The sequence below is a fragment of the Verminephrobacter aporrectodeae subsp. tuberculatae genome (assembly GCF_026127385.1).
Lineage (GTDB): Bacteria > Pseudomonadota > Gammaproteobacteria > Burkholderiales > Burkholderiaceae_C > Acidovorax > Acidovorax aporrectodeae.
Map to the genome: position 1 here is coordinate 619,651 of NZ_QZCX01000003.1, position 25,857 is coordinate 645,507.

The following is a 25,857-nucleotide window of genomic DNA, read 5'->3' on the forward strand; positions in this document are numbered from 1 at the left end:
GGTCAGGCGTCGAACCAGACGCGCGAGGCGACATAGCCGTTCGACATGTCGTTGCCGATGTCGCTGACGAAGCCCTTGAGGTTTTTTACCGACCCGTTGAGGTAGTCGTTGAACACCGGCAGGATCAGCCCGCCCTCATCGCGCACCATCGTGGCCATGTCCTGGTAGATCGCCCGGCGCCTGGTGTCGTCAAGTTCCGACCGCGCATTCAACAGCATCTGGTCAAAGTCGGGCCGCTTGAAGCGCGTGTCGTTCCATTCGGCGCTGGAAATGTAGGACGTCGCGTAGCGCGCATCCTGCGTCGGACGGCCCCCCCAATAGGACGCCGAAAAGGGCTGCACATTCCAGACGTTGGTCCAGTACCCGTCGTCCGGCTCGCGCTTGATCTGAATCTGTATGCCGGCCTTCTTCGCGCTCTCCTGATAGAGCACGGATGCATCGACCGCGCCGGCGAACGCCGCCTCCGAGGTGCGCAGCAAGAGGGGCTGGTCGTGCCTGGACTTCTTGTAGTGAAAAGCGGCCTTGTCCGGGTCGTAGACCCGTTGTTCCATGCCTTGCGGCGCCAAGGCGTAGTTGCTGTTGATCGGGTAGTCATTGCCCAATGTGCCGTAGCCGCCGAGGATGCGCTCGAGGATCGCCTGCCGGTCGATCGCATATTTCAACGCCAGCCGCAAATCGTTGTTGTTGAACGGCTTGGTGTCGCAATGCGCAAGAAAGCAGTAAAAGCCCTTGCCCGACGAACGCAGAATCTTGACCGTGGGCATGCGCTTGAGCAGGTTGACGGTTTTCGGCTCGATCGAGTTGATGAAATGCACCTGCGCGGACGACAGCGCGGCAATGCGGGCCGTGGTGTCGTTCATCACGATCAGCTCGACGCTATCGACGAAGCCGCGGTCGGAGCGCCAGTCGTCCTTGTTCTTCTTGAACGTGACGCGCACACCGGCCTGGTAATTCGTCAGCATGTAGGGGCCCGTGCCGATGGCGGCGCCCGGGTTGTCCAGGCCGCCATTGGGTTGGACGATCAAGTGGTAGTCGGTCAGGATCAGCGGCAGATCGGCATTCCCCTCGGTCAAGCCGATGACCAGGTCGCCGCCCCTGTCTTCGATGCTCTTGAGCGCGCGCAAAAGGCCCAGCGCCCCGGACTTGGACTTTTCATCGCAGTGGCGTTTGAGCGTGGCCACCACGTCGGCGACGGTCATTTTCTTGCCGTTGTGGAACTTCACGTCCTTGCGGATCTTGAAGGTCCAGGTCACGGCGTCAGGCGTCGCGGTCCAGGACTCCGCGAGCGCCGGCAGCGCTGCGCCGGTTTCCGGATGCGACTCGACCAGCGTGTCGCCAAACGTCTTGCCGATGGCGAACAGCACCGCGCCTGAGTAGGTCGCCGTATCGAGTGAGTCGGTCGTGGCTCCGCCGTTGATGCCGAGCTTGAGATGCCCGCCGCGCCTGGGTGCCTGAGCTTGCGCCTGGGTTGCGCACAGCGTTGCAGCCAGGCCCAGCGCGGCCGTGCTCCCCAGGAACTCCCGCCGATCCATACCGGTCGCTTCCTGCGCCGGCATTTTCCCGTCCAATTTGGTCATTGCAATTCCCTTTTCGCGTTTTCAGGGCGCGGCCCTGGTTTCTTGAAAAATTCCACCTCCCTGTGTTCCCGTTTTGTTTCAATTCAATCGGGTTATTTTGTCGCGGCCCGGTCGGTCACGGGCGCATTGTGTCGCGGGATGGGCGCGTGAACGCTGCATGCGGCAGACGCATCGCCCATCCGGAACAGCGCCAGTGCCACATTCGGAGGACCATAATGTGCAAGAACCGTGCCGCTGCTGCTTGCAGCAGCATAGCCCAGACTTCCGCGCGCTGCCCAGGTAATTTCCCTAGCCCGCATATTTTGCCGCATCATGCGGGCGCGTCGAAACGGGGCCGCCGTGGCCTCTGGCTGGTTCCATGGAACATTTCACCTACACCCTCTGCGGTCTGATTAGGCATCATTCGAGACACCGGCATGGCCCACCTCCCTGCGTACCCCACGACGATGACCGAACTCCATGCGCTGCGCGACGCCTACCGCCGCGACAAGGCCGCGCTGCTCACGGCGATGCAATCCACGGGCGCGTCCGCGCGCGGTATCCGCGCATTGCTGCGCAAACTGTCAACGCTGGCCGGCGATCTGCTGCAAACGCTGTGGCAGCGCGCCCGCTTGCCCGACGAGATGGCCCTGGTCGCGGTGGGGGGCTTCGGGCGCGGGCAGTTGTTTCCCTGCTCCGACGTCGATGTCCTGCTGTTGTTGCCCGATGCCGTGGTGCCCGAGCTGCACTCCCGGCTCGAAGGCTTTATCGGCAGCTGCTGGGACGCGGGGCTGGAGATCGGATCGAGCGTGCGCACCGTGGCCGAATGCCTGGCCGAGAGTGCCGGCGACGTCACGGTGCAGACCTCCCTGCTCGAGTCGCGCCTGCTCTGCGGCAGCGCGGCGCTGTTCGGCCAATTTCAGCACCAGTACCGTGCGCAGATGAACCCCGCGGCCTTTGTGCTGGCCAAGACACTGGAGATGCGCCAGCGCCACACCAAGTACGAGAACACCCCTTACGCGCTCGAACCGAATTGCAAGGAATCGCCGGGCGGGCTGCGGGACCTGCAGATGATCCTGTGGGTAGCGCAGGCTGCGGGCCTGGGCAGCCACTGGAAGGCGCTGGCCGCGAACGGCATCGCGACCGCCTTCGAACTGCGCCAGATCGAGCACAACGAGGCGCTGCTGTGCCTGATCCGCGCGCGCCTGCACGCGGCTGCGGGCCGGCGCGAGGATCGGCTGGTGTTTGACCTGCAAACGGCCGTTGCCGAATCCTTTGGCTACCGCTCGCAGGCGCCCGATGGCACGCGCCTGCCGATGCGCGCCAGCGAAACCCTGATGCGCCGCTACTACTGGGCGGCGAAGGCGGTGTCGCAGCTGAACCAGATCCTGCTGCTGAACATCGAGGAGCGGCTGAGCCCGTCAACCCACGCGCCGCGCCCGCTGAATGCACGCTTCTTCGAGAAGGCCGGCCGCATCGAAGTGGCCGGCGACGATTTGTACACGCGCGACCCGCACGCGATCCTGGAGACCTTTTTGCTCTACCAGACAACGCCGGGGCTCGGGGACCTGTCGGCGCGCACGCTGCGCGCGCTCTACAACGCGCGCAGCGTGATGGACAGCGCGTTCCGGCGCGACCCGGTGAACCGCAGCGCGTTCATGCGCATCCTGCAACAACCCTCGGGAATCACGCACGCGATGCGGCTCATGAACCAGACCTCGGTGCTCGGGCGCTACCTGTGGCCGTTTCGCCGCATCGTCGGGCAGATGCAGCACGACCTGTTCCATGTCTACACGGTAGACCAGCACATCCTGATGGTGCTGCGCAACGTGCGCCGCTTCTTCATCGCCGAGCACGCGCACGAGTACCCGTTTTGCTCGCAGCTCGCGGGCGACTGGGACAAGCCCTGGGTTCTGTACGTCGCAGCGCTGTTCCACGACATCGGCAAGGGCCGCGGCGGCGACCATTCGCAAATCGGCGCCGCCGAGGTGCGGCGCTTTTGCCACCAGCATGGCGTGCACCGGGACGACGCCCGGCGCATCGAATTTCTGGTGCGCGAACACCTGACCATGAGCACCGTCGCGCAAAAGCAGGACCTGAGCGACCCGGACGTGATCGCCGCGTTTGCGCACCGGATGGGCGACGAACGCAACCTGACCGCGCTGTACCTGCTCACCGTGGCCGATATCCGGGGCACCAGCCCGAAGGTCTGGAACGCCTGGAAGGGCAAGCTGCTCGAAGACCTGTACCGGGCCACGCTGCGCGCGCTGGGCGGCCGGGTGCCCGACGCCGCAACCGAAATCGAGGCGCGCAAGCGCGAAGCGCTGGTGCTGCTGGCGCTCGACGCGCAGCCGTTCGACGCGCACAAGGCGCTGTGGGCGACGCTCGGCGTGAGCTACTTCATGCGCCACGACGCCGCGGACATCGCCTGGCACGCGCGCCACCTCTCGCGCCACGTGGGGGCCGCGAAACCGGTGGTGCGCGCGCGCCCCTCGCTGGCTGGCGACGGACTGCAAGCGATGGTCTACACAGCAGACCAGGCCGACCTCTTCGCGCGCATCTGCAGTTACTTCGACCGCGCGGGTTTCAGCATCCTGGACGCGCGCGTGCACACCGCAAGCAACGGTTATGCGCTCGACACCTTTCAGGTCGTGGCGTCGTCGCAGCCGGGGCATTACCGCGAACTCACGCAGATGGTCGAAAGCGATCTGACGCGCCTCATCGAAGCCGGCGGCCCGCTCTCCGAGCCCGCGCGCAAGCGGGTCTCGCGCCGCGTGAAGAGCTTTCCGGTGGCTCCGCGGGTGGGCCTGCAACCCGACGAGAAAGCGCAGCGCTGGCTGCTCACGATCTCCGCCAGCGACCGCGCCGGCCTGCTCTATCTGGTGGCGCGCGTCCTGGCGCAGCACCGTCTGAGCGTGCAACTGGCCAAGGTCAGCACCCTGGGCGAGCGCGTCGAAGACAGCTTTCTGATCCAGGGCCCCGAATTGCAAAACAATGCGCGCCGGATCCAGATCGAGACCGAACTGCTGCGCGCCTTGTCCGATGAAGAAAGCGTGCACGAGCCGGCCGCAGCGGGAGGCGCATGACATCCGCATCCCCGGGAAAACGCGGCCGGCCTATCCCCGCGAGCGCAGTCCCTCGGGCGAGGCGGCGTAGCCGGTCAACGTCCGCTCCGCGTGCAGCAAGCGCCAGTCGAGCATTTTTTGCGCACAGGCCAGCTGCTGCGCGGCGTATTCGGGCTGGCCGGCGACGCTGTTCAGTTGCTGCGGGTCGCGCCGCAGGTCGAAGAACAGGGGCGCGCTGGCGGCGAAGTGCACGTATTTGTAGTGCGCGTCCTGCACCACGGCCAGCGCGCATTCGTCCATCTCCAGGCCGAGCGCGGTTTCTGGCCGGGAATAGAAGATGTCGCGGAAGTCGTATTCGTAGTGGACCTCGGTGCGCCAGCGCGCAGGGGCTGCGCCTTCCCGAACGAAGGGCAGCAGCGAGCGGCCGTCGCAGGCCCGGGGCGTGGGCCGCCCCAGCCAGTCGAGCAGGGTCGGCATGGTGTCTACGGCCTCGGTGAAGTGATCCACCAGCGTGCCGCGCGTGCCGTCGGCCGCGCGCGAGGGGTCGCGGACGAGCATCGGGATGTGGTAGCTCTGGTCGAAGTAGCCGACCTTGCCCAGCAGGTGGTGGTCGCCGAGTTGCTCGCCGTGGTCGCTGGTCAGAACGATCAGGGTGTCGTCCCACTGGCCCGTTTCCTTGAGGTAGCCGAAGACCCGGCCGAGCTGGTCGTCAATTTCGCGCATCAGGCCATAGTAGGTCGCGCGCATCTGGCGCACCTCGGCGTCGTCCATCGCGCTGCCCAGGCCCTGGCCGTTTTGGAAAAAGCTGTTGCGCTGAATGTTTTCCACGTAGTAACGCAGCAAGGGGTGCTGCTGCGCCTCGGCCCGCGCGCTGGCCGCGCGCACGGGGGAAGGGCAGCGTGCGGGGTCGTACATCGCGTGGTAGGGCGCGGGGGCAATGAACGGCGGGTGCGGCCGCCAGTAGCCCAGGTGCAGAAACCAGGGCTTGTTGCGCGCGCTGCGCAGGTAATCGATTCCGCGCTCGGTGAACCAGGTCGTGTCCGACAGACGCGCGGGGATGCGGCTTGGCTTGCGGCTCGCGCCGATCTCGTCGGGGTCCAGGTCCTGCGGCAGCCAGATGTCCCAGGGGTTCCCGGGCAGGCTGTAGCCCTGCGCAGCGAGCCACGAGAAATAGGCCTCCATCTTCAGGCCCCAGGAGCCGACGGGCCGCCAGCCCTGCATGTCGGCGCCGAGCACGGTAAAGCGCGGGTCCGCGTGCGCGGTCACGCGCGGGTCGGGGGTGGTGGTGGTGTAGCCGACCAGCGCCGGGTCGTAGCCGGCCTTGCGCAGTTCGAGCGCGAGATTCGTGTGGCGCGCGTCGAGCGGGATGGTGTTCTGAACCGCCCGGTGGTTCATCATGTACAGGCCGGTCAGCAGGCTGGCGCGGCCCGGGCCGCAGGGAACGGCCTGGGTGTAGTGGCGCTTGAAGGTGACGCCTTCCGCGGCCAGCGCGGCGATATGCGGCGTCTCGACCACCGGGTGCCCGAGCATGGGCAGGCAGTCCCCGCGCCACTGGTCCACGACGATGAGCAGCACGTTCTTTTTCTTCATGGCTTTTTCCAATGTTTCAGCGCTTCCGGCGCGCAGGCTTGCACGGCCGGGCCATGATGGCGCGCGGGTTTCCGGATTTCGGGCAGAGGGTTCATGCAGCCTGAATGCACGCCACGTGGTGCCGGGAATCGACGGCGCGCTGCACGGGGACATGCTGCGCGCAACCGGGCTGGAACTGCCGGCAGCGGGGACCAAAGCTGCAACCACGCGGCATGCGGCCCGGCTCGGGAACGCTGCCGGCCATGGAGAGCAGCCGTTCGGGCGCCCGGTGCAGGTCGGGCAGCGCTGCCAGCAGCCCCTGCGTGTAAGGATGGCCCGGGTGCTGAAACAGGCGCTGGCGCGGGGCCTGCTCGACGACGTGGCCCGCGTACATCACCAGCACCCGCTCGCACAGGCTGGCGATCACCCCCAGATCGTGCGAGATCAGCGCCAGCGCCATGCCGCTGTCGTCCCGGATTTCGGCCAGCAGCGCCAGAATCTGCGCCTGTATCGTGGCGTCCAGCGCCGTCGTGGGTTCGTCGGCGACCAATAGCTCGGGCTCGCCCGCGAGCGCCATGGCGATCATCGCGCGCTGGTTCATCCCGCCCGACAAGGTGTGCGGGTACGCATCCAGGCAGCGTCCGGCGTTCGGAATCTGCACCCGGTCGAGCAGGCGCAGCGCCTCTGCCCGGGCCGCCGTGCCGCGCAAGGCGCGGTGCAGCGCCAGCGACTCCATCAATTGGCGGCCGATGCGCTGCACCGGATTCAGCGCGGACGCGGGGTCCTGGAAGATCATCGCAATGCGCTTGCCGCGCACCGGCGCCAGGGCGTCGCCGGACAGCGTATGCAGCGGCTCGCCGCGCAGATGCACCGCCCCGCTGACCTGCGCGCGTGCGCCGAGCAGACCCAGAACGGCGAGCCAGGTCACGCTCTTGCCGCAACCCGACTCGCCCACGATGCCCAGCGACTCCCCCGGGTAGATATCCAGATCGACGCCGTGCAGGACGGGAACCTGGACTCCCGCGGTGTCGAATGCGACGCGCAGGTTGCGGATCGACAGCAATGCGGCTGTGGCGCTGTGCGGAGTTTTCATTTCTTGGGCAGGTGCAGGTTGTCGGCGCGAAAGTCCATGGCGAACGTCGGGGACCATGTCCAGCCGATGTCCCGGCGCTTGCCGTAGAACGCCGCATTGCGGTGCAGAACGATGTAGGCCGGGTCCTCGCGTTCGGCGATTTCCAGCATGCGGCGGAAAACACGGCTGCGGCGCGCCATGTCGGCGGAACTCTCCAGCAGGCTCGACAGCGTGTTGAACTCGTCGTTCGACCATTCACCCATTTGCTGCTGCTGACCGTTGGGTCCGTGGTTGTTGATGATCGAGCCCACGGGGTCGTTGAAGGGCGCGGAATTCGACCAATCGCGCAGCCCCCGGGGCGCGCTGCGATCGAAGATCTGCTGCCAGTTCTCCTTCATTTGCAGTTCGACGTTCAGACCGACTGCGCGCCACATCTCCACCAGAATCTGCGCCGTTTGCACCTGGTTCGTGTAGTAGTTGTTCAGCACGCGAAACGGAATGGGCTCGCCCTTGTAGCCCGCTTCCTGGATCAGCCGGGCGGCCAGCTTGGGGTCGTAGCGCGGAACGCTCCAGTCCTTTTGGAACATGGGGCCGTAATACTCCCACTGCAAACCGGCGGGAACGCTGGTCCGGTCCGCCCAGAGCGCACGGACGATGGCGTCGCGGTCGATGGCGTGGGCCATCGCCAAACGGATTTTCGGGTTTGCCAACTGCGGATGGTGCTTGTCAAAGGCGATCAACCGATGGTTCAGCACGGGACCGCCGACGACTTCAAACTTCGGATTCGCCTCGATGGTCCTGATCTGGTCCGGGGGGATGTCGGTCACGAAATCGTATTCGCCGCTGAGCAAACCGGCGACCCGCCCGGAGACCTCGGGGACCACCTGATAGCGCAGCTCGCGCACCGGGGGCTTGCCGCCGTAGTAGGCATCGTGCGCGGCCAGGACCAGCACGTTGTCGCGCCGGAATTCCTTGACCTTGTAAGGGCCTGCGGAGACCGGGTTGAGCGCCCAGGAGGCCCAATCCTTGGCGGCGAGGAAGGCGCGCTTGGAAATGATCTCCGACCCGGAGCGCGCGATGCGGCCCTCGAGCGTGACGTCGGGAACGGCGTTCACGAAGCGCACGGTGTACTTGTCGACGACCTGGACCCGCTCCAGCGACGGCCACAGGCGCCGGGCGACGGCCGGCACTTCATGCGGCAGTTCCAACGCCTTGCCCGCAGGCGGCGCGCCCGTGGCAGAGGCGTCGGTCTGGATGGTGCGGGTCTCCTGCCCGGCGCGCAGCGGCGCGGTCGCGGCAAACATGTGCTCGGGGCCGAAGCTGAAGGCCACGTCTTCCGCGGTCATCTCGTCGCCGTTGTGAAACTTCACGCCCCGGCGCAGCCGGAGCTCCACGGTGCGCTCGTCGATGCGCTTCCACGCGGTGGCCAGGCTCGGCTGGAGCGACAAGTCGCCCTGCCGCTGGAGTTCGATCAGGTTCGCGTAGATCATGGGGAAGACGCGCGACCCCACATTGCTTTGTTCGCGCAAAGGGGTCAGCGTCCCGTTGGTCGTCACTTGCTGGACGGCGATTCTGAGTACCGGGCGCGCGTCCGTCTGGGCCAGCGCCGCCGCGGTCATGAGCGTGCAGACGATGGCGCTCGCCATCGATCTGCCCAACAAGCTTGTCGTCATGGGTCTTCTCCGTGTTGCCCCCTGGATTGTCGAAAGCAAAAATGTCGGGATGAAGGCAGTTTGAAGGCTGTTTCATCAAGCTGATTTCCTGCTTCCTCGCCCGGTTCACTGGTCGACGAAATGATTGCCTCCTCTCTCGCGTGTTGACAACAGATATACGGCCATGTAAGCTGCGCGGTGTATTCGTTTTTGGAGGTGCCATGCGCGACGCTGCCATCAACCTGCGCGCCCTGCCCGAGCAGCGCGACTTGATTGACCATGCCGCCAGCCTGCTGGGCAAGAGCCGGTCTGATTTCATGCTGGAGGCCGCCTGTGAGCGCGCGCAGACGGTTGCGCTCGACCAGGTTTTTTTCGGGCTGGATGGTGATCGGTTCCAGCAGTTCTCGGCCATGCTCGATGCGCCGCCAAGCGCCAATCCCGGCCTTGAGCGACTGATGGCCGTCCAAGCTCCGTGGGCCACTGACCCGGCATGAGCGTGCCGCTTTCCTCCCCGCAACCGCTGGCAGGGACGCACCAACTCAGTCAGTTCGAATGCGGTGAAGCCACACTCGACGATTGGCTCAAGCGCCGCGCGCTGAGCAACCACCAGAGAGGGGCCAGCCGTACTTTTGTCGTGGCTGATGCGAGCGGCCGCGTTCTCGGCTACTACGCCTTGGCCGCAGGCGCTGTCTCGCACTTGGAAGCCACCAGCGCCGTTCGACGCAACATGCGGGGCCCTGTCCCGGTCATGGTTCTGACCAGACTCGCTGTCGATCAGCGCGTCCATGGCATCCAGCTGGGAGCCGCTTTGCTTCGCGATGCCGTGGCGCGCACGCTGGCTGTCGCACAGAACGCCGGGGTTCGTGCCCTGTTGGTCCATGCCTTGAACGATCGGGCAAAACAGTTCTATGGGCACTATGGCTTTCAAGCATCGCCGCTGCATCCCATGACGCTGATGCTGCGTTTCGCGCATTCGGCCTGATGGCCGGTCCGGGGGACTTGCCTTCGTCCGATCACCACCTGTGCCGGCGCCAATGGGAAGTAGGACAACGCAGCGGAGGTGATCGATTCAAAGCCAAGCTCCCGCATCCGATCGACCATGGCGCCCTGCGGCCAAACCCGCCGCCCGCGCATCAACAGGGGCAGGTAGTAGGGCAGGACCCGGGCCGCTGCGTCCCGCTCCGATGGCAGTTCGGCATGCACGCTGACGAAGTAGCCACCCGGTACCAACGCATCCCGAATTTTGGCGATCACCCCCGGCCACTCCGGCAGAAAGTGCAGCACCGACGAACACCAGACGAGGTCGTAGCCTGCGCCAATCCGGTCCCGCCCGATGTCGCCACCCCGGCTTTCCAGGCGCTGCCCAAGGCCGGCCCGAAGAATGATGCGCTGCGCCACCCCTGCCGTTTCCGGCAGGTCGAAGACCACGCCCTGCCACTGCGGATGGGCCCCCGCCAAGGCGACGGCCACCTTGCCCGGGCCGCCGCCCAGGTCAAGAAAACGGCGCGCGCCGCCCAACCCCTGCAGGCGGCCGACACAGGCCAGCGCCGCCGCTGCGGTGACCGCACCCTGCTCCTGGCCAATCTGCACCTCTGCCGCCTGCGCCCAGCCCGCCGCCTGAGGCGCTTGTGGCGCATGGGCCCCCGCCCCGAGCAAGCCGGGTAGTTGGGCGCCAAACTGGCGCAAGGACCGCAGGCGATGGGCCAGGGCATCACCGCAATACCCCTCCTCCCCCGGCACCAGGAAGGCAGCGAGTTTCGGATCGACGCCGTACACCCACGCCCTTCCAACCCCGGCGCGGCGCGTGAGCACCCCCATGCTCCACAACAGATCGAGCAGGTGGCCGGTATTCACCGGGTCCAGGCGGCCAAACTCCGCCAGCGCTTCGGCCGTCGCCGGATTCTTCAAGAACCCGAAGATTCCCCGTTGGATTGCCGCATCGAGGGCGCGGGCCTTGACCGAGGCCAGGGCAAGATCCCAGCATCCCTGCAAGGGATGGATCGTATCGAGGTTCATTTCCATATCCTCATGGGCGGTAAATCAGGCGCAGGCCGACTTCCCGCAGGGTTGACGACAAATGTTCGAGGGTCCAATAATATTTCGCATCAGAAACAATTCTCATGCTCATTCGTATCCAAACCCATGCTTTTCATATGCAATCCGTGCAGCCGGACTGGGGATGCACGGGCGCACAAGGAGGTCATATGCCGTACCGGGTCTCACTCGAAATACCAAGGCGTCAGGAAACGCGACGACATGGTTGGGTGCGGCAACAGCTGCCCGATGAGTTCGGCGAATGCCTGACCGACAGCCTTTGGATCGGACCGGATTTCAGTCTTCTGCAAACGCGCTACCAGCCCCGCAAGGACTTGGTGGAAGACAGCGTCAAGCAACGGGAACAGCCGGTCCTCGCGATCACGCTGGGGCTGTCCGGAGAATCCGCGTATCGCAGCCGCTGCGGCAAGGAACTGTGCTTCCGCAGGGGGTACACGACCGTATCAACCTTCCGCTGCATCCAGGGCGAACGCCACTACCAGGGCCATTGCGGGGTGGAGCAGTTGCGCGTGCTGATCGGGGCGGAGATGCTGGACGACTACCTGGGGAGCGAAACGGCCCGCAAACTGCTGCTCGGAGGGAAAGGCGGCGTAGAGCAGTTGGCCCATCATCCGACGACCGGAGTCAGCCAGGCGCACGCCAACGCCCTGCTAAGGGAAACGCAGAACGAATCACCGGATAAGTTGCAAATCCATATTCACGCCCTCAACCTGCTGGCCGAGCAACTGCGCCATCTGCAACTGCCGAAGCGCATGCCGCGTTATTGCCAACGGGACATCGAAAAACTCGATGCAGCCAGGGCGATTCTGGAGTCGCCAACGGACCAGCGTCTGACGGTCTCCGAACTGGCAGTCGTCGTCGGCCTCAATGAATGCAAGCTGCGGGAGGGCTTCCGTCAGCGTTTCAACACCAGCCCGCACCGTCTATTGCTGGAAGTGAAGATGAAGAAGGCTTGGCAGCTGCTGGAAACTGGTTGCCAAGTGGCCGAGGCGGCGTATTCGGTCGGCTACGAGCATCCCGGCAACTTTAGCGCTGCCTTTTCGCGTTTCTTTGGTTGTGCACCGAAATCCGTATTCGGACCGAAGTGCTGAGAACCCCTGGATGGCAGCAATCCAGGCAGACGAACGGATTTCAGGCGGCACTCTCCTTACAAGAAATACCGATGCCGCGCTTGCGCCCCGCTATGATCCGCCCCGGGCGTTTGCCCGCCACCGCAGCACACTGTTCCATGAGACAAGCCATGACGACGACCCGGCAACCGAGCATCATCTACACCCTGACCGACGAGGCGCCCCGCTTGGCGACGGCGTCCTTCCTGCCCATCGTGCGCGCGTTCACGGCGCCGGCGGGCATTGATGTGATCGAGAGCGATATCTCCGTGGCGGCCAGGGTGCTTGGCGAGTTCCCCGAAGCGCTGAGCGCCGAGCAGCGGGTGCCCAACGCCCTGGCCGAGTTGGGCAGGAAGACGCTGCAGGCGGACGCGAACATCATCAAGCTGCCCAACATCAGCGCCTCGGTGGGCCAGTTGATCGCTTGCATCAAGGAACTGCAAGACAAGGGCTACGCGCTGCCCGACTACCCCGAAGCCCCCCGGACCGAGGAAGAAAAATCGATTCGCGCGCGCTACGCGAAATGCACCGGCAGCGCGGTGAACCCCGTGCTGCGCGAGGGCAACTCGGACCGCCGCGCGCCCAAGGCGGTCAAGGAGTACGCACGCAAGAACCCGCACGCGATGGCCGAGTGGAGCCAGGCGTCGCGCACGCACGTCTCGCACATGCACCATGGCGACTTCTACCATGGCGAAAAGTCGATCACGCTGGACAAGGCGCGCGACGTCCGGATGGAACTGCTCACCCGCAGCGGCAAGACCATCGTGCTCAAGCCCCGGGTGTCGCTGCTCGACCGCGAGGTCGTGGACAGCATGTTCATGAGCAAGAAGGCGCTGCTGGCCTTCTACGAAAAGGAAATCGAAGACGCGCGCCAGACCGGCGTGATGTTCTCGCTGCACGTCAAAGCGACCATGATGAAGGTCTCGCACCCGATCGTGTTCGGCCACTGCGTGAAGATCTTCTACCAGGAAGCCTTTGAGAAACACGCCGGGCTGTTCGAGGAACTGGGCGTGAACGTGAACAACGGCATGGCCAACCTGTACGACAAAATCTCCACCCTGCCGCAGAGCATGCGGGACGAGATCAAGCGCGACCTGCACGCCTGCCACGAGCACCGCCCCGAGCTGGCGATGGTCGATTCCGCGAAGGGCATCACCAACTTCCATTCGCCCAACGACATCATCGTGGACGCGTCGATGCCCGCGATGATCCGCAACGGCGGCAAGATGTGGGGGGCAGACGGCCGGCTCAAGGACGTGAAGGCCGTGATGCCCGAATCGACCTTTGCGCGCATCTACCAGGAGATCATCAACTTCTGCAAGTGGCACGGCGCCTTCGACCCGAAGACCATGGGAACGGTGCCCAACGTGGGCCTGATGGCGCAGCAGGCCGAGGAATACGGCTCGCACGACAAGACCTTTGAAATCCCCGAAGACGGCGTGGCGAACATCACCGACCTGGAGACGGGCGAGGTGCTGCTGAGCCAGAACGTGGAGGCCGGAGACATCTGGCGCATGTGCCAGGTCAAGGACGCGGCGATCCGCGACTGGGTGAAACTGGCCGTGACGCGCGCGCGCAACTCGGGAATGCCGGTGGTGTTCTGGCTCGACGCCTACCGGCCGCACGAGGCGCAGCTGATCACCAAGGTCCGGATGTACCTGCACGAGCACAACACCACCGGTCTGGACATACAGATCATGAGCCAGGTGCGCGCCATGCGCTACACGCTCGAGCGCGTGATCCGCGGGCAGGACACCATCAGCGCCACGGGCAACATCCTGCGCGACTACCTGACCGACCTGTTCCCGATCATGGAACTGGGCACCTCCGCGAAGATGCTCTCCATCGTTCCGCTGATGGCCGGCGGCGGCATGTACGAGACCGGCGCCGGCGGATCGGCCCCCAAGCACGTGCTGCAACTGGTCGAGGAAAACCACCTGCGCTGGGACTCGCTGGGCGAGTTCCTGGCGCTCGCCGTTTCGCTGGAGGACCTGGGGCGCAAGACCGACAACGTCCGGGCAAAAGTGCTGGCCAGGACGCTGGACGCCGCCACGGGCAAGCTGCTGGACAACAACCGCAACCCATCGCCCAAGACCGGTGAGCTCGACAACCGCGGCAGCCAGTTCTACCTGGCCCTGTACTGGGCGCAGGAACTGGCTGCGCAGGCGGACGACGCGGGGCTGGCGCGGCTGTTCGCCCCGCTGGCCAGGCAGTTGGGCGACAACGAGCAGACCATCGTCGCCGAACTCGCCGCCGTGCAGGGCCAACCTGCGGACATCGGCGGCTACTACCTGCCCGACGCTGCCAAGCTCGGCGCCGTGATGCGCCCCAGCCAGACGTTCAATGCGGCGCTCGGGGCGGTCGCCGGGGCCGCCGCCTGATGCGCCTTGCCAAGACTCAGGGGTTGCCCTGGGCGCTGCCCTCGCGGCGCGGGTCGGCGCCACCGGCATAGGCGCCCGCGCCCGGGTTGCGCGCCAGCAAGCCCGCCGTGCCATTCGCGCGCAGGCCGTTGAACACGGCGCCGTGCAGACCGCTGGTGAAGACCGTCTGCGCCACGGTGTGGCCGCGCGCCTTGAGGCCGTCGCGGATGGCGGCGGTGTCGATGAGCGAGCCCTTTTCGATCGAGGTGGTCGCATTCGTCTGCGCGCCGAAGTTCGGCAGGTTGATCGCCTGCTGAACGTTCAGGCCCCAGTCCACCATGCCCAGGATGCTCTTGGTGGTGTACTGGATGATGGCGCTGCCGCCGGGCGAGCCGATCACCCCCTCCAGGTCCCCGGTGCTCGCGTTGAAGATGATCGTGGGCGCCATCGAGCTGCGCGGGCGCTTGCCGGCCTGCACCCGGTTGGCGATGGGCTTGCCTGCAGCGTCCGTGGCGCTGAACGAGAAGTCGGTGAGCTGGTTGTTCAGCAGAAAGCCGCGCACCATTTGCAGGCTGCCGAAGCCGTTTTCGATGCTGCTCGTCATGGACACCGCATTGCCTGCGCTGTCGATGATGGACAGGTGGCTCGTCGATGGCAGCGCCGGCGCGTTGTCCTGCCCCTTGGCACCCTGCACGCCGGGCGGCGTTCCCGCCACGGGCGTGCCCATGGTTTTTTGCATGCTGATCAACCGGGCCCGTTCCCTGAGGTAATCGGCGTCGATCAGGCCGGCCTGCGGCACGCTCACGAAGTCGGGGTCGGCCACGTACAGCGCGCGGTCCGCGTACGCCAGGCGGTACGCCTCGGACACGGCGTGCACCGTGTCCAGCGTGTTGGGCTGCATGGCGGTCAGGTCAAAACGCTGCAACATGCCCAGCGTTTGCAGCACGGTGATGCCGCCCGAACTGGGCGCCGGCATGCCGCACACGCGGTACTGCACCCGGTAGACGCTGCACAGGGGCTCGCGCATTTTGTAGGTGTAGCCGCTCAGGTCGTCCAGCGAGAGCCTGCCGGGGTTGCTCGGGTGGTTGCGGACCTTGGCCACGATGTCCCGGGCGATGTCGCCCTGGTAGAACGCGTCGGCGCCACCGGCGGCGACGGCCCTGAGCGTGGCCGCGAGTTCGGGGTTTTTCAGGATGCTCCCTGCGGCCTTGGCCGTGCCGTCGGCATTCAGGAAGTAGCTGGCGCCGGGCTCGCCCTGGGCCTTGATGCGCGCGGCCGCCTCGGCGATCGACAGGCTCATGCGCTGCGAGATCGCAAAGCCGTTTTCGCTGAGTTGGATGGCGGGCTCGAACAGCGCCTTCCACGGCAGCTTGCCATGCGCCCTGTGCGCGGCTTCGAGCATGCGCAGCACGCCCGGCGTGCCCACCGACAGGCCCCCATCGACGGCGGCCAGAAAGCCCAGGGGCTTGCCGTCGGATCCGGTGAACAGATCGGGGCTGGCGCTCCCGGGCGCCGTTTCGCGGCCGTCGTACGCCAGAAGCTTGTTGGCGCCCTTGTCAAAGTAAAGCACGAAGGCGCCGCCACCGATTCCGGAGGACTGCGGCTCCACCAAGTTCAGCACCATCTGCAAGGCAATCGCGGCGTCGATGGCGGAGCCGCCCTGGGCCAGAATGTCCACCCCGGCCCTGACGGCCAGCGGATTCGCTGCGGCCACCATGTCCTTGTTCGCGTAACTGATCGCCTTGGACGTGTAGCCCGAAGGCGGCTCCGGTGGCAGGTACTGCCCGGGGGGCTCGGACGTGGCGACCGGGGTTCCCGGGCCAATGCCACCACAGGCCACCAGGGTGGACAGCGTGGCCAACGCGGTAATACCCGACAGGCCCGTGCTGCGGGGAGGGATGCATCGAAAGACAGAAGCCGGCATGGTGATCAAGTCCTTGAAAAAAGGGAGGGAACCGCAGGCCGGGGAGACGACCCGCGGGGCAGCACACCCTCGGTGCACACCATCGAAAAGGGTTTGAGACTGCGGGTGCGCAGTGTTCCGTGCGGCGCCCGCCAGGAACGTGCCGAGTGGATGGCGGCCATTGTGCGCCCATGTCCCGGCCGGCTCTACATAGGAGAAACGCACATGGGAGAAACGTTTACACGGCAGCCTCCGGGGCGATAATTGCCGCTCCCATGCAGAAACTCCTGGCCCCCGGCGCACCCGACCCTGCCCAGAAAGATGGGCCGGCCCATGCGCCGCGGGCAAGGCAGGCGCCCCGGAGCCCCGGGGAGCCGCATGGCAGCAGGCCCGAACCGGCATCCGCCAGAGAGATGGAAGCCGCACTGCTGTCCCGCTGCGCCAGCGTCGCACGGCAAGCGCCGCCAATAGCCAACGACCTGCGCGAAGCCCATGTGTTCCGATTGGCCGCCATGCTCATTCAGTTCCAGTTTCCCTGCGAATCCCGAAGGTTGGCGTCTGCCAGCGCGCAGTATTTCACCGACCACCCGGACGACGGGCCAATGGCTCCGGACGCGCTCGTCAGAAAGGGCTGGGTGTCCAATCTGCCGCGCTTGCGCAGCATGCTGGCTCTCGAACTCGGTTCTCCAGCGCGCCGCGGACCTCGGCTCCTGGAACAGGGAGTATCGGAGGTGGCACGCAGGTATTCCACGTCAGCCGGCATTCAAGCCATGCCAAGCAACTTCCTGTTCCATACCCAAACGGCGCTGGCCAATGGCTTGCGCGAGTTATTCAAGCAACTGGCAGAACGCCTCTCGCTCAGCAGGCCCATGAACGTCTATTTGGCGGGAGGCATGGCCGTGCATCTCTACACGGGCAGCCGTGTCACGACCGATGTCGATGCCGAATTTGGCAGCCGTGTCTTGATCCCCGGTGACCTCATCGTGGAAGTTACGCTGGAAAATGGAAGGCCTGTGCCGATTTATTTCGACACCAACTACAACCCGACTTTTGCATTGATGCACGAGGATTATCTCGGCGATGCCATTGCGCTGGATTGGGGACTGGAAAAAATAAGGCTGCACGTGCTCTCCCCTGTTGATCTGGCTGTCAGCAAAATTGTCCGTTTTGCAGACAACGACAAAGAGGATATTGCCGCGCTGGTGGGCCTTGGTTTGACCACTGCCGACGCCATCGAGCAGCGTGCAACGAGCGCCATCGGCGGGTACGTTGGCGGGTTGGCCATGCTGCGCCTGAATCTCCGGGATGCCGTTGCGCTGGCGCGCGGCATGGAGGGCTGCAAACCGCCCAACGGAGCAAAACCGCGAGCACCCTGAAGCCTTGCCGCGCTGGCTGTGGCCCGGCGCGGGTGACGGTGGACACAACTACATGGCATGCATGCAACGAATCAAGAGGAGGTTCCATATGGTCAACACGCTCGTCAATGCGCGGGTGAAAAAGCACCGTGACGCGCTGCGCGTGGCCGGGCTTCGCCCGGTGCAAATTTGGGTATCGGATACGCGGCGACCGAACTTTGCAGAGGAATGCCGCCGCCAGAGCCGCTTGGTTGCCGCAGCGGACCTGGCCGGCGCGGATCCGCAGCAGTCCATGGATCCGGCCCTGGCAGGCATTGGTGCCTGGACGCCATGATGCGCGGCGACATCGTGACCGTTGCCATGCCGGGCGACTTGGGCCAGCCCCGGCCCGCGTTGGTGATTCAGGCCGATTTGTTTGGCGAGCACCCCACGGTGACGGTGCTGCCCGTCACCAGCACGCTGGTCGATGCGCCGTTGCTGCGTATCACTGTTGCGCCCGGCGCTGGCAGTGGCCTGCGGCAGCCTGCGCAGATCATGGTGGACAAGATGCTCCCCGTGAAGCGCGACGGGGTGGGGCCAGCCATCGGACGCATCGACGCGCACACCATGGTGGCCGTCGAGCGCAGCTTGGCCATCTTTCTGGGGATTGCCAAGTAAAGGGAAAGGGTAAAAGCGCGGGGGTGGGCGCTCGCGCGACTCAGGCCGGCGCCAGCAGTTCGGCCAGCTGCGCCGCCGTACCGAACGCCAGCGTAAAGCCCAGCGCGCCGTGGCCGGTGTTGAGCAGCAGGTTCTCGGGCGCATCCGACCGTCGCCCGACAACGGGAAGCCCGGTCGGCGTTGCGGGGCGCAGGCCGCTCCAGGGGCGCAATTCGGCAAAGTCGCTGCAACCCGGGAAGAGCGCGCGGGTGGCGCGGCACAGGCTTTGGATGCGCGCGGGCGAAATGCGCGCGTCGTGCCCCACGAGTTCGGCCATGCCTGCGACCCGCAGGCGGCGGCCGAGGCGTGCAAAGACCACCTTGCGCGCCGCGTCGGTCACGTTCACGCGCGGCGTTGCAGCCGCTGCGGTATCGAGCGTGATGCTGTAGCCCTTGAGCGGGTAGACGGGCAGGCGCAGGCCCAGCGTGCGCGCCAGCGCGTGGCTCGCGCTGCCCAGGGAGAGCACGAACTGCTGCGCCGGCACCGCGCCCGCGTCCGTCTTCACGGCGCTGATGCGCGCCCCCTGCCGCTCGAAACCCTGCACCGTGGTGCCGAGCAGAAAGCGCACGCCGCGCTCGGCGAGCAGCGCCTGCAGGCCCTGGCAGACCCGCAGGCAGTCGGCCGCGCATTCGTCGGGGGTGTAGATCGCGCCTTCGATGTGGCGCTGGCAGTGTTGCAGCGCGGGCTCGATCTCCAGGCAGCGCTCGGCGGAGACGGCCTGCTGCTTGCAGCCCCAGGCCTGCTGCAACTGCATTTGCCGCCGGGCCGCGGCCAGGCCCGCGGGCGTGTCGTAGAGCACCAGTTTGCCGGTGCACGAAAAGTCGCAGTCGAGCCGTTCGGCCTGCAGCATGGCTTCGAGCCGCTGGCGGCTGAGCGCAGCCAGCGCCAGCAAATACTGGCTGCTGCGCTCGGACGTGTGCCGGTTGCAGGCGCGCAGAAACTCCAGGCCCCAGCGCCATTGCTGCCAGTCCCATTGCGGGCGCAGCCGGAACGCCGAGTGCGGCGAGAGCAGGAGCCGGGGCAGTTGTCGCCAAATGCCCGCGTCCGCGAGCGGCTGCACGTAGCTGTAACTCAGCTGGGCACCGTTGCCGCTGCTCGCGCCGGCGCCGGGCTGCGCCCTGTCGATCACGGTGACCTGCATCCCGCGCAGCTGGAGTTCGTATGCGGCGGCCAGACCGACGATTCCCGCGCCCAGTACACAGACCTGCATCTTGTGCGTTGCTCCTTGCGTGCGCCGGGGTTACCCGCCCGGGGAGCTTTGCAGGCTTTGGAGCAACTCCAGCGTGGGGTAGCCGTCCGGCACCTGGCCCCGGCTCTGCTGATAGCGGCGCAGACCCGCGCGGGTGGCCGGGCCGTACACGCCGTCCGAGGCTCCGCTGTCGTAGCCCTGCGCGTTCAAGATCGTCTGAAGTTGCTGCATCTGCCCCCGCGAGAGCGGCTGCAGGTCGCGCGGCCAGTCGGCAACGACGCCCGGGCCCGCGTCGATGCGCTGGGCGAGCAGGGCCACGGCGAGCGCGTAATGCGTCGAGTTGTTGTAGCGCAGCAGGCTGCGGAAGTTCTGCCCCACGAGAAACGCCGGGCCACGTGCGCCGGCGGGCTCAATCACCGCGGCCGAGGCCAGCGCCGGCAGCGCCTGGCCATCGACCCCGCGCAGCCCCTCTGCCGCCCATTGCTCCGCGCTCTGGCGGACGTCGGACTCGGCGCGCGCGTGATCGAAACCATCGGGCAGGCGGATTTCGCAGCCCCAGGGCTCCTGCGTTTGCCAACCCACGTCGGCCAGGAACCGGGCAGTGGAGGCCGCCACGTCGGGGATGCTGCCCCAGATGTCGCGCCGTCCGTCGCCGTCGGCGTCCACCGCCTGCGCCAGATACACCGAGGGCAGAAACTGCGTGTGGCCCATGGCTCCAGCCCAGGAGCCGAGCATGGCCTCGGCTGCGATGTCGCCCTGGTCGATGATGCGCAGCGCGGCCAGCAGCTCTGTGCGCGCCCAGTCGCGGCGCCGCCCCGCGTAAGCCAGCGTGGCCAGCGCGTCCACCGTGCGAAAGGTGCCGAGGTAGCGGCCGTAGTCGCTCTCCATTCCCCAGATGGCCGTGAGCACCGGGGCCGGGACGCCGTAGCGCGCGGCGGCGGCGTCCAGAGCGTCCCGGTGCTTGGCGCGCTGGACCTGGCCTTGCGCGATGCGCGGAGCGGAGACCGCGCCGTCCAGGTAGGTCCAGGGCGGGCGGCTGAATTCGGGCTGGTTGTACTCCAGTTGCAGCACCCGCGGCAGCAGCCGCGCCCTGCCAAGCACCTGGCGCACGCTGTCTGGCCGGATGCCCGCGGCCAGCGCCTGGGGCGAGAGCTCGGCCAGCCACGCGGCGAATCCTGCCTCATCGGCGGGCGCCGCACTGTCCGCGTGCGCGGCGCCCGTGGACTGCGCCGGGGTGCGCGCTGCGCCGGAGGATGGATGCGGTGGCCCCGCTGCGCAGCCTGCGGCCGTGATCGCGGCGATGAGCGGCATCCACAGCAGCAGGGGTTGGCGGAGTGAAGGGATGGTGTTTCTCTGCATGCGCTATTTTGGGGCCCCCCAGTTTCATGGGGCGCGGGGGACACGCAGCACCATGGATAACTGAATGGGTGTTTCCGGGAGATCCCTCTTTGAAGGTCCATTCATTCTATGCAACAAGATCTTCGAAAAGCTGAACAGCCCCCTGCGCCATGCATTTCGCGCCGAGCGCAACGCGCCCGCCGCCGCGCTGCGGCCAAGCAAAAGAGGGCGCCACGCCCCCTTTATCCGGCTTTGGCTTGGCGCGCCACGCACAACAATGGCCGGCTACCAGCCACCATTGCGCCATGCCATCGAGCCAGGACAAAAGCCTGCCTGCGTCGGAACGCAAGCTTCAGAAAGCGCGCGCCGACGGCCAGGCAGCGCGCTCGCGCGACCTCTGCGATCTGAGCATCCTCGGGGCGGGGGGCGTGTGCATGCTGCTGATCGCCGCGCAGCTGATGGAGCACCTGCAGCAGGCCATGGGCCGGCAGCTGGCGTTCGACGCCGCCACCGTCATGGCGCCCGGCAGCATGCTCGAGCGCCTGCCGGGCATGCTGCTGCCGAGTCTGGCGGCGAGCACGCTGTTTGCCGCATGCACCGGCGCAGCGGCGCTGGTCGGCGCGCTCGGATCCGGTGGCTGGGTTCTGAGCACGAAGCCGCTCATGCCCCAGTTCAGCCGGCTCGACCCGGTCGCCGCGCTGGCGCATCTTTTCTCCTGGCAGCAGCTGGCCAACGCCGCCCGGATGGTGCTGTTGACGGCGATCCTCGGCACTGTCGCCTGGCGCTTCCTGGACAGCAGCCTGGAGACGGTGGCGCCGCTGCTGCTCCAGCCCTCGCCACTGGCCATCGGGCAGTTGGCCGCCTGGCTGGCGTCGGGGATGGGCCTGCTGTGGCTGGTGCTGGCCCTGGCCGCGCTGCTCGACATTCCGGTTCAGGCCCATTTCTTCAAGGCGCGCCTGCGGATGTCGCACGAGGAGATCAAGCAGGAGCACAAGGAGTCGGACGGCAATCCCCACACCCGGTTGCGGATCCGCCAACGCCAGCGCGAAATCGCCGAACGCGCGAGCGTCAGCGCCGTTCCCCGGGCCGACTTCGTGCTCATGAACCCGACGCACTACGCCGTCGCGCTCGTGTACGACGAAAGGAGCATGCACGCCCCCCAGCTCATCGCGCGCGGGACGGACCTCGTCGCCTTCGCGATCCGCGACCTCGCGAGGAAACACGGCGTTCCCGTGCTGCACGCGCCCAGGCTCGCGCGCGCGCTGCACGCGCACGCCGAACTCGACCAGGCCATCCCCGCCGCGCTGTACACCGCCGTGGCGCAGGTGCTGGCGCACGTCTACCGCCTGAAGGCCGCCCTGCGCGGCGAAGGCCGCATGCCCGAGGACTTGCCCGAGCCCGACGTCCCCGCGCAACTCGATCCGCTCGCGCGCAGCGCGCCGCAGGCCGCCGCATGAACCCCTTCCTGAAGTCGCTGCAGCAATGGATGGGCGCCAACGCCGGCGCGCTCCAGGGCCTGTCCGCGCCCCTGCTCGTGGTCGTCATCCTGGCGCTCATGGTGCTGCCGATCCCGCCCTGGATGCTCGACGCCTTCTTCACGCTGAACATCGCCGTGGCGCTGATGGTCATGATGGTCGCGGCGTACATGCTGCGCCCCCTGGATTTCGCGGCCTTCCCCTCCGTGCTGCTGCTCACGACCCTGATGCGCCTGTCGCTGAACGTCGCCTCCAGCCGGGTGGTGCTGCTCGAAGGCCACACCGGCGCGGGCGCAGCGGGCGCGGTGATCGAGGCCTTCGGGCATTTTCTGATCGGCGGCAACTTCGCGGTCGGCCTGATCGTGTTCGCGATCCTGGTGGTGATCAACTTCGTCGTCGTGACCAAGGGCGCGGAGCGCATCGCGGAAGTGTCCGCGCGCTTTACGCTGGACGCCATGCCCGGCAAGCAAATGGCCGTGGACGCCGACCTGAACGCCAACCTGATCGACGAAAAAGAGGCCAAGCGCCGGCGCGCCGAGGTCGCCGAGGAGGCCAACTTCTTCGGCGCCATGGACGGCGCGTCCAAGTTCGTGCGCGGCGACGCCGTCGCCGGCATCCTGATCCTGCTCATCAACCTCATCGGCGGCCTGTCCATCGGCGTCTTGCAGCACGGCCTCTCGGCGCAGCAGGCCGCCGACAGCTACATCCTGCTGGCGATCGGCGACGCGCTCGTGGCGCAGATTCCCGGCCTGCTCATCTCCGTGGCCGCGGCGATGGTGATCTCGCGCGTCGGCAAGGACCACGACATGGGGCGCCAGATCGTCCAGCAGCTGTTCATGTCGCCGCGCGTCCTGGGCGTGAGCGCGGGCGTTTTGCTGCTGCTGGGGCTGATTCCGCGCATGCCGCACTTCGTTTTCCTGGGCCTGGGGTTGCTGCTGGGCTACGGCGCCTGGCGCCTGCACACGCGCCAGAAGGCGCCGCCGCCGGAGCCGCCCGTGCCGACCGCAGACGGCGAGGCCAGCTGGGACGACCTGCAGCCCGTGGACCCGCTGGGTCTGGAACTCGGCTACCGCCTGATCAGCCTGGTGGACAGGAACCGCCAGGGCGACCTGCTGACGCGCATCAAGGGGGTGCGCCGCAAGTTTGCCCAGGAAGTGGGCTTTCTGCCGCCCGCCGTGCACGTGCGCGACAACCTGGAGCTCAAACCCGGCGGCTACCGCATCACGCTGCGCGGCGTGATCGTCGACGAAGGCGAGGCCTTCCCCGGAATGTTCCTGGCCATCAACCCCGGCGGAATCAGCACCCCGCTCATCGGCACGCCGACCACGGACCCGGCGTTCGGCCTGCCGGCGCACTGGATCGACGTGCAGCAGAAGGAAGCCGCGCAAATGGCGGGTTTTACGGTCGTTGATCCGCCAACCGTGATCGCCACCCACTTGTCACACTTGATGCAAGTGCAGGCCGCCAGGCTTCTGAGCCGCACGGAAACCCAGCAACTGGTGGAACATGTGGCCAGGCTGGCGCCCAAGCTTATCGAAGAGGTGGTTCCGAAAATGGTCTCCATCGCAGCGTTCCAGAAAGTGCTCCAGCTGCTGCTCGAAGAGTCGGTGCACATCCGCGACATCCGCAGCATCGTCGAGACCCTGGCCGAGCATGCCGGCGCCACCCCGGACCCCGCCGAGCTGGCGCGCCGCGTGCGCATTGCCCTCGCGCCGGCGATCGTGCAGCAAATCTACGGCCCGACGCGCGAGCTCGACGTGATTGCCATCGAACCCGGCCTCGAACGCCTGCTCGTGCAGGCCCTGGGCAACGCGGCGGGCCCCGCGCTCGACCCCGGCGTGGCCGACCTGCTCACGCAGAAAGCCGCCGAGGCAGCGCTCGGGCAGGAAGAGCTGGGCCTGCCCGCCTGCCTGCTGGTACCCGACACGATCCGCAACGCCGTCTCCCGTCTGGTGCGCCGCGTCGCGCCCCGGCTGCAGGTGCTCGCGCACAGTGAAATCCCGCAGACGCACAGCATCCGCATCGGGCCGATCCTCAAGGGGGCCTCTGCATGAGCATGAGCATGAACATCCAGCGCTTTCACGCCCCCACCGCCCGGCAGGCCCTGGCCAAGGCGCGCATGGCCTTTGGCGACGGCACCCTGATCCTGTCCAACCGCCCCACGCCCGAGGGCGTCGAAGTGCTGGCCACGGCCGAGGACACGCTGGGCCGATTCGACGGCGCCAGCGCACCGTCCGCACAGCCCGCGCCGCCCGTGCTGCCCGTACGCAACGCCCCGGCGCCCGGCCCGGGCCGCAACCCGGTGGAAGAAGACGCCGAGCGGCTGAGCATGAGCACGCTATCGTTTCAGGACTATGTGCGCGAGCGCATGCTGCGCCGCCGCCACGAGGCCAGCCCCGAAGCCGGCAATGGCGGCCAGGCGCCCGCGGCCCCGCGGCGCGGCCGCGGCGCACCGACGCCTGGCGCCGACCCGGCGCCGGCGCAGCGGCAGAACCACGCAATGCACGAACTCCAGACCATGCAGGCGCTGATCGAAGAACGCCTGGACACGCTCGCCTGGCTCGGGCAGGCGGGGCAGAACCCGATCCAGTCCCAGCTCATGCTCAAGCTGATCCGCGCCGGCTACTCGCCCGGCCTGGCGCGCGCGCTGCTCGAACGCATGCCGCCGGCGCTCGCGCCCGCGCAAGCGGTGCGCTGGATCATGCAGACGCTGGAGCTCAACCTCAGGACCGAAGCGGACGCACCGGCGCTCCACGAACGGGGCGGAATCTTCGCGCTGACCGGGTCCACCGGCGTCGGCAAGACCAGCAGCGCCGCCAAGCTGGCAGCGCTGTGCGCGCGCAGCCACGGCGCCGCCAGCGTGGGCCTGGTCACGCTGGACAACTGCCGCGCGGGCGCGCACGAGCAACTGCGCGCATACGGCCGCACGCTGGGCATCGTGGCGCATCTGGCGCACGACCGCGCGGCGCTGCAGGACCTGCTGGGACTGCTCGGCGGAAAAAAGATGGTGCTCATCGACACCGCCGGCGTGGCCCCCTGCGACCCGCGCAGGCGCGAACTGCTCGACATGCTCGAACTGCCGCAGGTGCAGCGCCTGCTGGTACTCAACGCCGGCTGCCACGGGGATACGCTCGACGACATGCTCGGCGCATTCCGGAGCGCGGGCCCGCAGCAGGCGATCCTCTCCAAGGTCGACGAAGCGGTCAAACTCGGCCCCGCGATCGACGCCTGCATCCGCCACCAACTGGTGCTGCGCGCAGTGACCCGGGGCCAGCGCGGCCCCGAGGACTGGGAGCGCGCCGACGCGCAGCAACTCGTCGGCGCGTCCATGCGCGCGCCCGCCCGGTCGGCGTTCGACCCCAAGGCGGCGGACCTGGGATTCTTTTTCGCGCATTCCCCCGCCAGCGGGCACCCGGAGGGACAGGGCCATGCCTGAGACCGGACCGCAAGTACCGGCGTCCAC

General features: G+C 67.0%; 19 protein-coding genes. 11 read left to right on the top strand and 8 right to left on the bottom strand.

The window, feature by feature from the left end; genetic code table 11:
- Positions 1 to 2: 2 nt before the first annotated feature.
- Positions 3 to 1,577, bottom strand: coding sequence for an ABC transporter substrate-binding protein (locus tag D5041_RS17855; protein WP_010103622.1), 1,575 nt, complete (start codon positions 1,575 to 1,577; stop codon positions 3 to 5).
- Between the two features lie 416 nt (positions 1,578 to 1,993).
- Here D5041_RS17855 and D5041_RS17860 point away from each other — a divergent pair, with 416 nt between their 5' ends.
- The gene (locus tag D5041_RS17860) at positions 1,994 to 4,642 is read left to right on the top strand and encodes a [protein-PII] uridylyltransferase (RefSeq protein ID WP_265285377.1); all 2,649 of its coding nucleotides are present in this window, start codon (positions 1,994 to 1,996) and stop codon (positions 4,640 to 4,642) included.
- 30 nt (positions 4,643 to 4,672) lie between these two features.
- On the opposite strand, the gene pehA is transcribed toward D5041_RS17860, so the two are convergent.
- From pehA to D5041_RS17875, 3 genes are all read right to left on the bottom strand, one after another.
- On the bottom strand, positions 4,673 to 6,211 hold the full coding sequence (pehA, locus tag D5041_RS17865; protein WP_265285378.1) for a phosphoric/sulfuric ester hydrolase PehA: 1,539 nt from the start codon (positions 6,209 to 6,211) through the stop codon (positions 4,673 to 4,675).
- Positions 6,212 to 6,302: 91 nt separating this feature from the next.
- A complete protein-coding gene (locus D5041_RS17870) occupies positions 6,303 to 7,283 on the bottom strand; it encodes an ABC transporter ATP-binding protein (RefSeq protein ID WP_265285379.1) in 981 nt (326 codons plus the stop codon).
- A complete protein-coding gene (locus D5041_RS17875) occupies positions 7,280 to 8,935 on the bottom strand; it encodes an ABC transporter substrate-binding protein (protein WP_265258885.1) in 1,656 nt (551 codons plus the stop codon). The genes D5041_RS17870 and D5041_RS17875 overlap by 4 nt, the downstream gene beginning before the upstream one ends.
- A gap of 200 nt (positions 8,936 to 9,135) precedes the next feature.
- Between D5041_RS17875 and D5041_RS17880 the strand changes: the two genes are divergently transcribed.
- Complete coding sequence (locus D5041_RS17880) at positions 9,136 to 9,408, top strand: type II toxin-antitoxin system TacA family antitoxin (RefSeq protein ID WP_265280946.1); 273 nt, start codon at positions 9,136 to 9,138, stop codon at positions 9,406 to 9,408.
- Positions 9,405 to 9,896: a GNAT family N-acetyltransferase gene (locus D5041_RS17885; RefSeq protein WP_265280947.1), complete on the top strand. Its 492-nt coding sequence runs from the start codon at positions 9,405 to 9,407 to the stop codon at positions 9,894 to 9,896. Before D5041_RS17880 ends, D5041_RS17885 begins: the two co-directional genes overlap by 4 nt.
- Here the strand turns inward: D5041_RS17885 and D5041_RS17890 are convergent.
- Positions 9,839 to 10,936 (bottom strand): class I SAM-dependent methyltransferase, encoded by a 1,098-nt coding sequence (locus tag D5041_RS17890; RefSeq protein ID WP_265285380.1) that lies wholly within the window; start codon positions 10,934 to 10,936, stop codon positions 9,839 to 9,841. The two genes, D5041_RS17885 and D5041_RS17890, sit on opposite strands and share 58 nt — an antisense overlap.
- Positions 10,937 to 11,034: 98 nt before the next feature.
- On the opposite strand from D5041_RS17890, the gene D5041_RS17895 reads away from it, so the two are divergent.
- Entirely contained in the window at positions 11,035 to 12,060 is a 1,026-nt protein-coding gene (locus tag D5041_RS17895) for a helix-turn-helix domain-containing protein (RefSeq protein WP_265258888.1), read from the top strand.
- A 149-nt stretch (positions 12,061 to 12,209) separates the two neighbouring features.
- Positions 12,210 to 14,459, top strand: a complete 2,250-nt coding sequence (locus D5041_RS17900; RefSeq protein WP_265285381.1) for an NADP-dependent isocitrate dehydrogenase — start codon at positions 12,210 to 12,212, stop codon at positions 14,457 to 14,459.
- A gap of 16 nt (positions 14,460 to 14,475) precedes the next feature.
- Here the strand turns inward: D5041_RS17900 and ggt are convergent, their stop codons facing one another.
- Positions 14,476 to 16,362 carry a gamma-glutamyltransferase gene (gene ggt / locus D5041_RS17905; protein WP_265285382.1) on the bottom strand — a complete coding sequence of 629 codons (1,887 nt, stop codon included), beginning with the start codon at positions 16,360 to 16,362 and terminating at the stop codon, positions 14,476 to 14,478.
- A gap of 254 nt (positions 16,363 to 16,616) precedes the next feature.
- Between ggt and D5041_RS17910 the strand changes: the two genes are divergently transcribed.
- From D5041_RS17910 to D5041_RS17920, 3 genes are all read left to right on the top strand, one after another.
- On the top strand, positions 16,617 to 17,717 hold the full coding sequence (locus D5041_RS17910; RefSeq protein WP_265285383.1) for a DUF6036 family nucleotidyltransferase: 1,101 nt from the start codon (positions 16,617 to 16,619) through the stop codon (positions 17,715 to 17,717).
- An 88-nt stretch (positions 17,718 to 17,805) separates the two neighbouring features.
- A complete protein-coding gene (locus tag D5041_RS17915) occupies positions 17,806 to 18,030 on the top strand; it encodes an antitoxin MazE family protein (protein ID WP_265285384.1) in 225 nt (74 codons plus the stop codon).
- The gene (locus tag D5041_RS17920) at positions 18,027 to 18,353 is read left to right on the top strand and encodes a type II toxin-antitoxin system PemK/MazF family toxin (RefSeq protein WP_265258893.1); all 327 of its coding nucleotides are present in this window, start codon (positions 18,027 to 18,029) and stop codon (positions 18,351 to 18,353) included. Before D5041_RS17915 ends, D5041_RS17920 begins: the two co-directional genes overlap by 4 nt.
- A gap of 40 nt (positions 18,354 to 18,393) precedes the next feature.
- Here the strand turns inward: D5041_RS17920 and D5041_RS17925 are convergent, their stop codons facing one another.
- A complete protein-coding gene (locus tag D5041_RS17925; protein WP_265285385.1) occupies positions 18,394 to 19,602 on the bottom strand; it encodes a D-amino acid dehydrogenase in 1,209 nt (402 codons plus the stop codon).
- A gap of 30 nt (positions 19,603 to 19,632) precedes the next feature.
- Positions 19,633 to 20,940 (bottom strand): lytic murein transglycosylase, encoded by a 1,308-nt coding sequence (locus tag D5041_RS17930; RefSeq protein ID WP_265285386.1) that lies wholly within the window; start codon positions 20,938 to 20,940, stop codon positions 19,633 to 19,635.
- A gap of 284 nt (positions 20,941 to 21,224) precedes the next feature.
- Here D5041_RS17930 and D5041_RS17935 point away from each other — a divergent pair, with 284 nt between their 5' ends.
- The 3 genes from D5041_RS17935 to flhF are packed head-to-tail and all read left to right on the top strand — an operon-like array spanning position 21,225 to position 25,830.
- The gene (locus tag D5041_RS17935) at positions 21,225 to 22,376 is read left to right on the top strand and encodes an EscU/YscU/HrcU family type III secretion system export apparatus switch protein (RefSeq protein WP_265285387.1); all 1,152 of its coding nucleotides are present in this window, start codon (positions 21,225 to 21,227) and stop codon (positions 22,374 to 22,376) included.
- On the top strand, positions 22,373 to 24,448 hold the full coding sequence (gene flhA / locus D5041_RS17940) for a flagellar biosynthesis protein FlhA (RefSeq protein ID WP_265258897.1): 2,076 nt from the start codon (positions 22,373 to 22,375) through the stop codon (positions 24,446 to 24,448). Before D5041_RS17935 ends, flhA begins: the two co-directional genes overlap by 4 nt.
- A gap of 8 nt (positions 24,449 to 24,456) precedes the next feature.
- Positions 24,457 to 25,830, top strand: coding sequence for a flagellar biosynthesis GTPase FlhF (flhF, locus tag D5041_RS17945; RefSeq protein WP_265285755.1), 1,374 nt, complete (start codon positions 24,457 to 24,459; stop codon positions 25,828 to 25,830).
- Positions 25,831 to 25,857: the final 27 nt, after the last annotated feature.

Bases quoted from the DNA above. Each gene is read 5' to 3' on its own strand.
- D5041_RS17855 (WP_010103622.1), bottom strand. From the start codon at position 1,577: ATGACCAAATTGGACGGGAAAATGCCGGCGCAGGAAGCGACCGGTATG.
- D5041_RS17860 (WP_265285377.1), top strand. From the start codon at position 1,994: ATGGCCCACCTCCCTGCGTACCCCACGACGATGACCGAACTCCATGCG.
- pehA (WP_265285378.1), bottom strand. From the start codon at position 6,211: ATGAAGAAAAAGAACGTGCTGCTCATCGTCGTGGACCAGTGGCGCGGG.
- D5041_RS17870 (WP_265285379.1), bottom strand. From the start codon at position 7,283: ATGAAAACTCCGCACAGCGCCACAGCCGCATTGCTGTCGATCCGCAAC.
- D5041_RS17875 (WP_265258885.1), bottom strand. From the start codon at position 8,935: ATGACGACAAGCTTGTTGGGCAGATCGATGGCGAGCGCCATCGTCTGC.
- D5041_RS17880 (WP_265280946.1), top strand. From the start codon at position 9,136: ATGCGCGACGCTGCCATCAACCTGCGCGCCCTGCCCGAGCAGCGCGAC.
- D5041_RS17885 (WP_265280947.1), top strand. From the start codon at position 9,405: ATGAGCGTGCCGCTTTCCTCCCCGCAACCGCTGGCAGGGACGCACCAA.
- D5041_RS17890 (WP_265285380.1), bottom strand. From the start codon at position 10,936: ATGGAAATGAACCTCGATACGATCCATCCCTTGCAGGGATGCTGGGAT.
- D5041_RS17895 (WP_265258888.1), top strand. From the start codon at position 11,035: ATGCTCATTCGTATCCAAACCCATGCTTTTCATATGCAATCCGTGCAG.
- D5041_RS17900 (WP_265285381.1), top strand. From the start codon at position 12,210: ATGACGACGACCCGGCAACCGAGCATCATCTACACCCTGACCGACGAG.
- ggt (WP_265285382.1), bottom strand. From the start codon at position 16,362: ATGCCGGCTTCTGTCTTTCGATGCATCCCTCCCCGCAGCACGGGCCTG.
- D5041_RS17910 (WP_265285383.1), top strand. From the start codon at position 16,617: ATGCAGAAACTCCTGGCCCCCGGCGCACCCGACCCTGCCCAGAAAGAT.
- D5041_RS17915 (WP_265285384.1), top strand. From the start codon at position 17,806: ATGGTCAACACGCTCGTCAATGCGCGGGTGAAAAAGCACCGTGACGCG.
- D5041_RS17920 (WP_265258893.1), top strand. From the start codon at position 18,027: ATGATGCGCGGCGACATCGTGACCGTTGCCATGCCGGGCGACTTGGGC.
- D5041_RS17925 (WP_265285385.1), bottom strand. From the start codon at position 19,602: ATGCAGGTCTGTGTACTGGGCGCGGGAATCGTCGGTCTGGCCGCCGCA.
- D5041_RS17930 (WP_265285386.1), bottom strand. From the start codon at position 20,940: ATGCAGAGAAACACCATCCCTTCACTCCGCCAACCCCTGCTGCTGTGG.
- D5041_RS17935 (WP_265285387.1), top strand. From the start codon at position 21,225: ATGCCATCGAGCCAGGACAAAAGCCTGCCTGCGTCGGAACGCAAGCTT.
- flhA (WP_265258897.1), top strand. From the start codon at position 22,373: ATGAACCCCTTCCTGAAGTCGCTGCAGCAATGGATGGGCGCCAACGCC.
- flhF (WP_265285755.1), top strand. From the start codon at position 24,457: ATGAACATCCAGCGCTTTCACGCCCCCACCGCCCGGCAGGCCCTGGCC.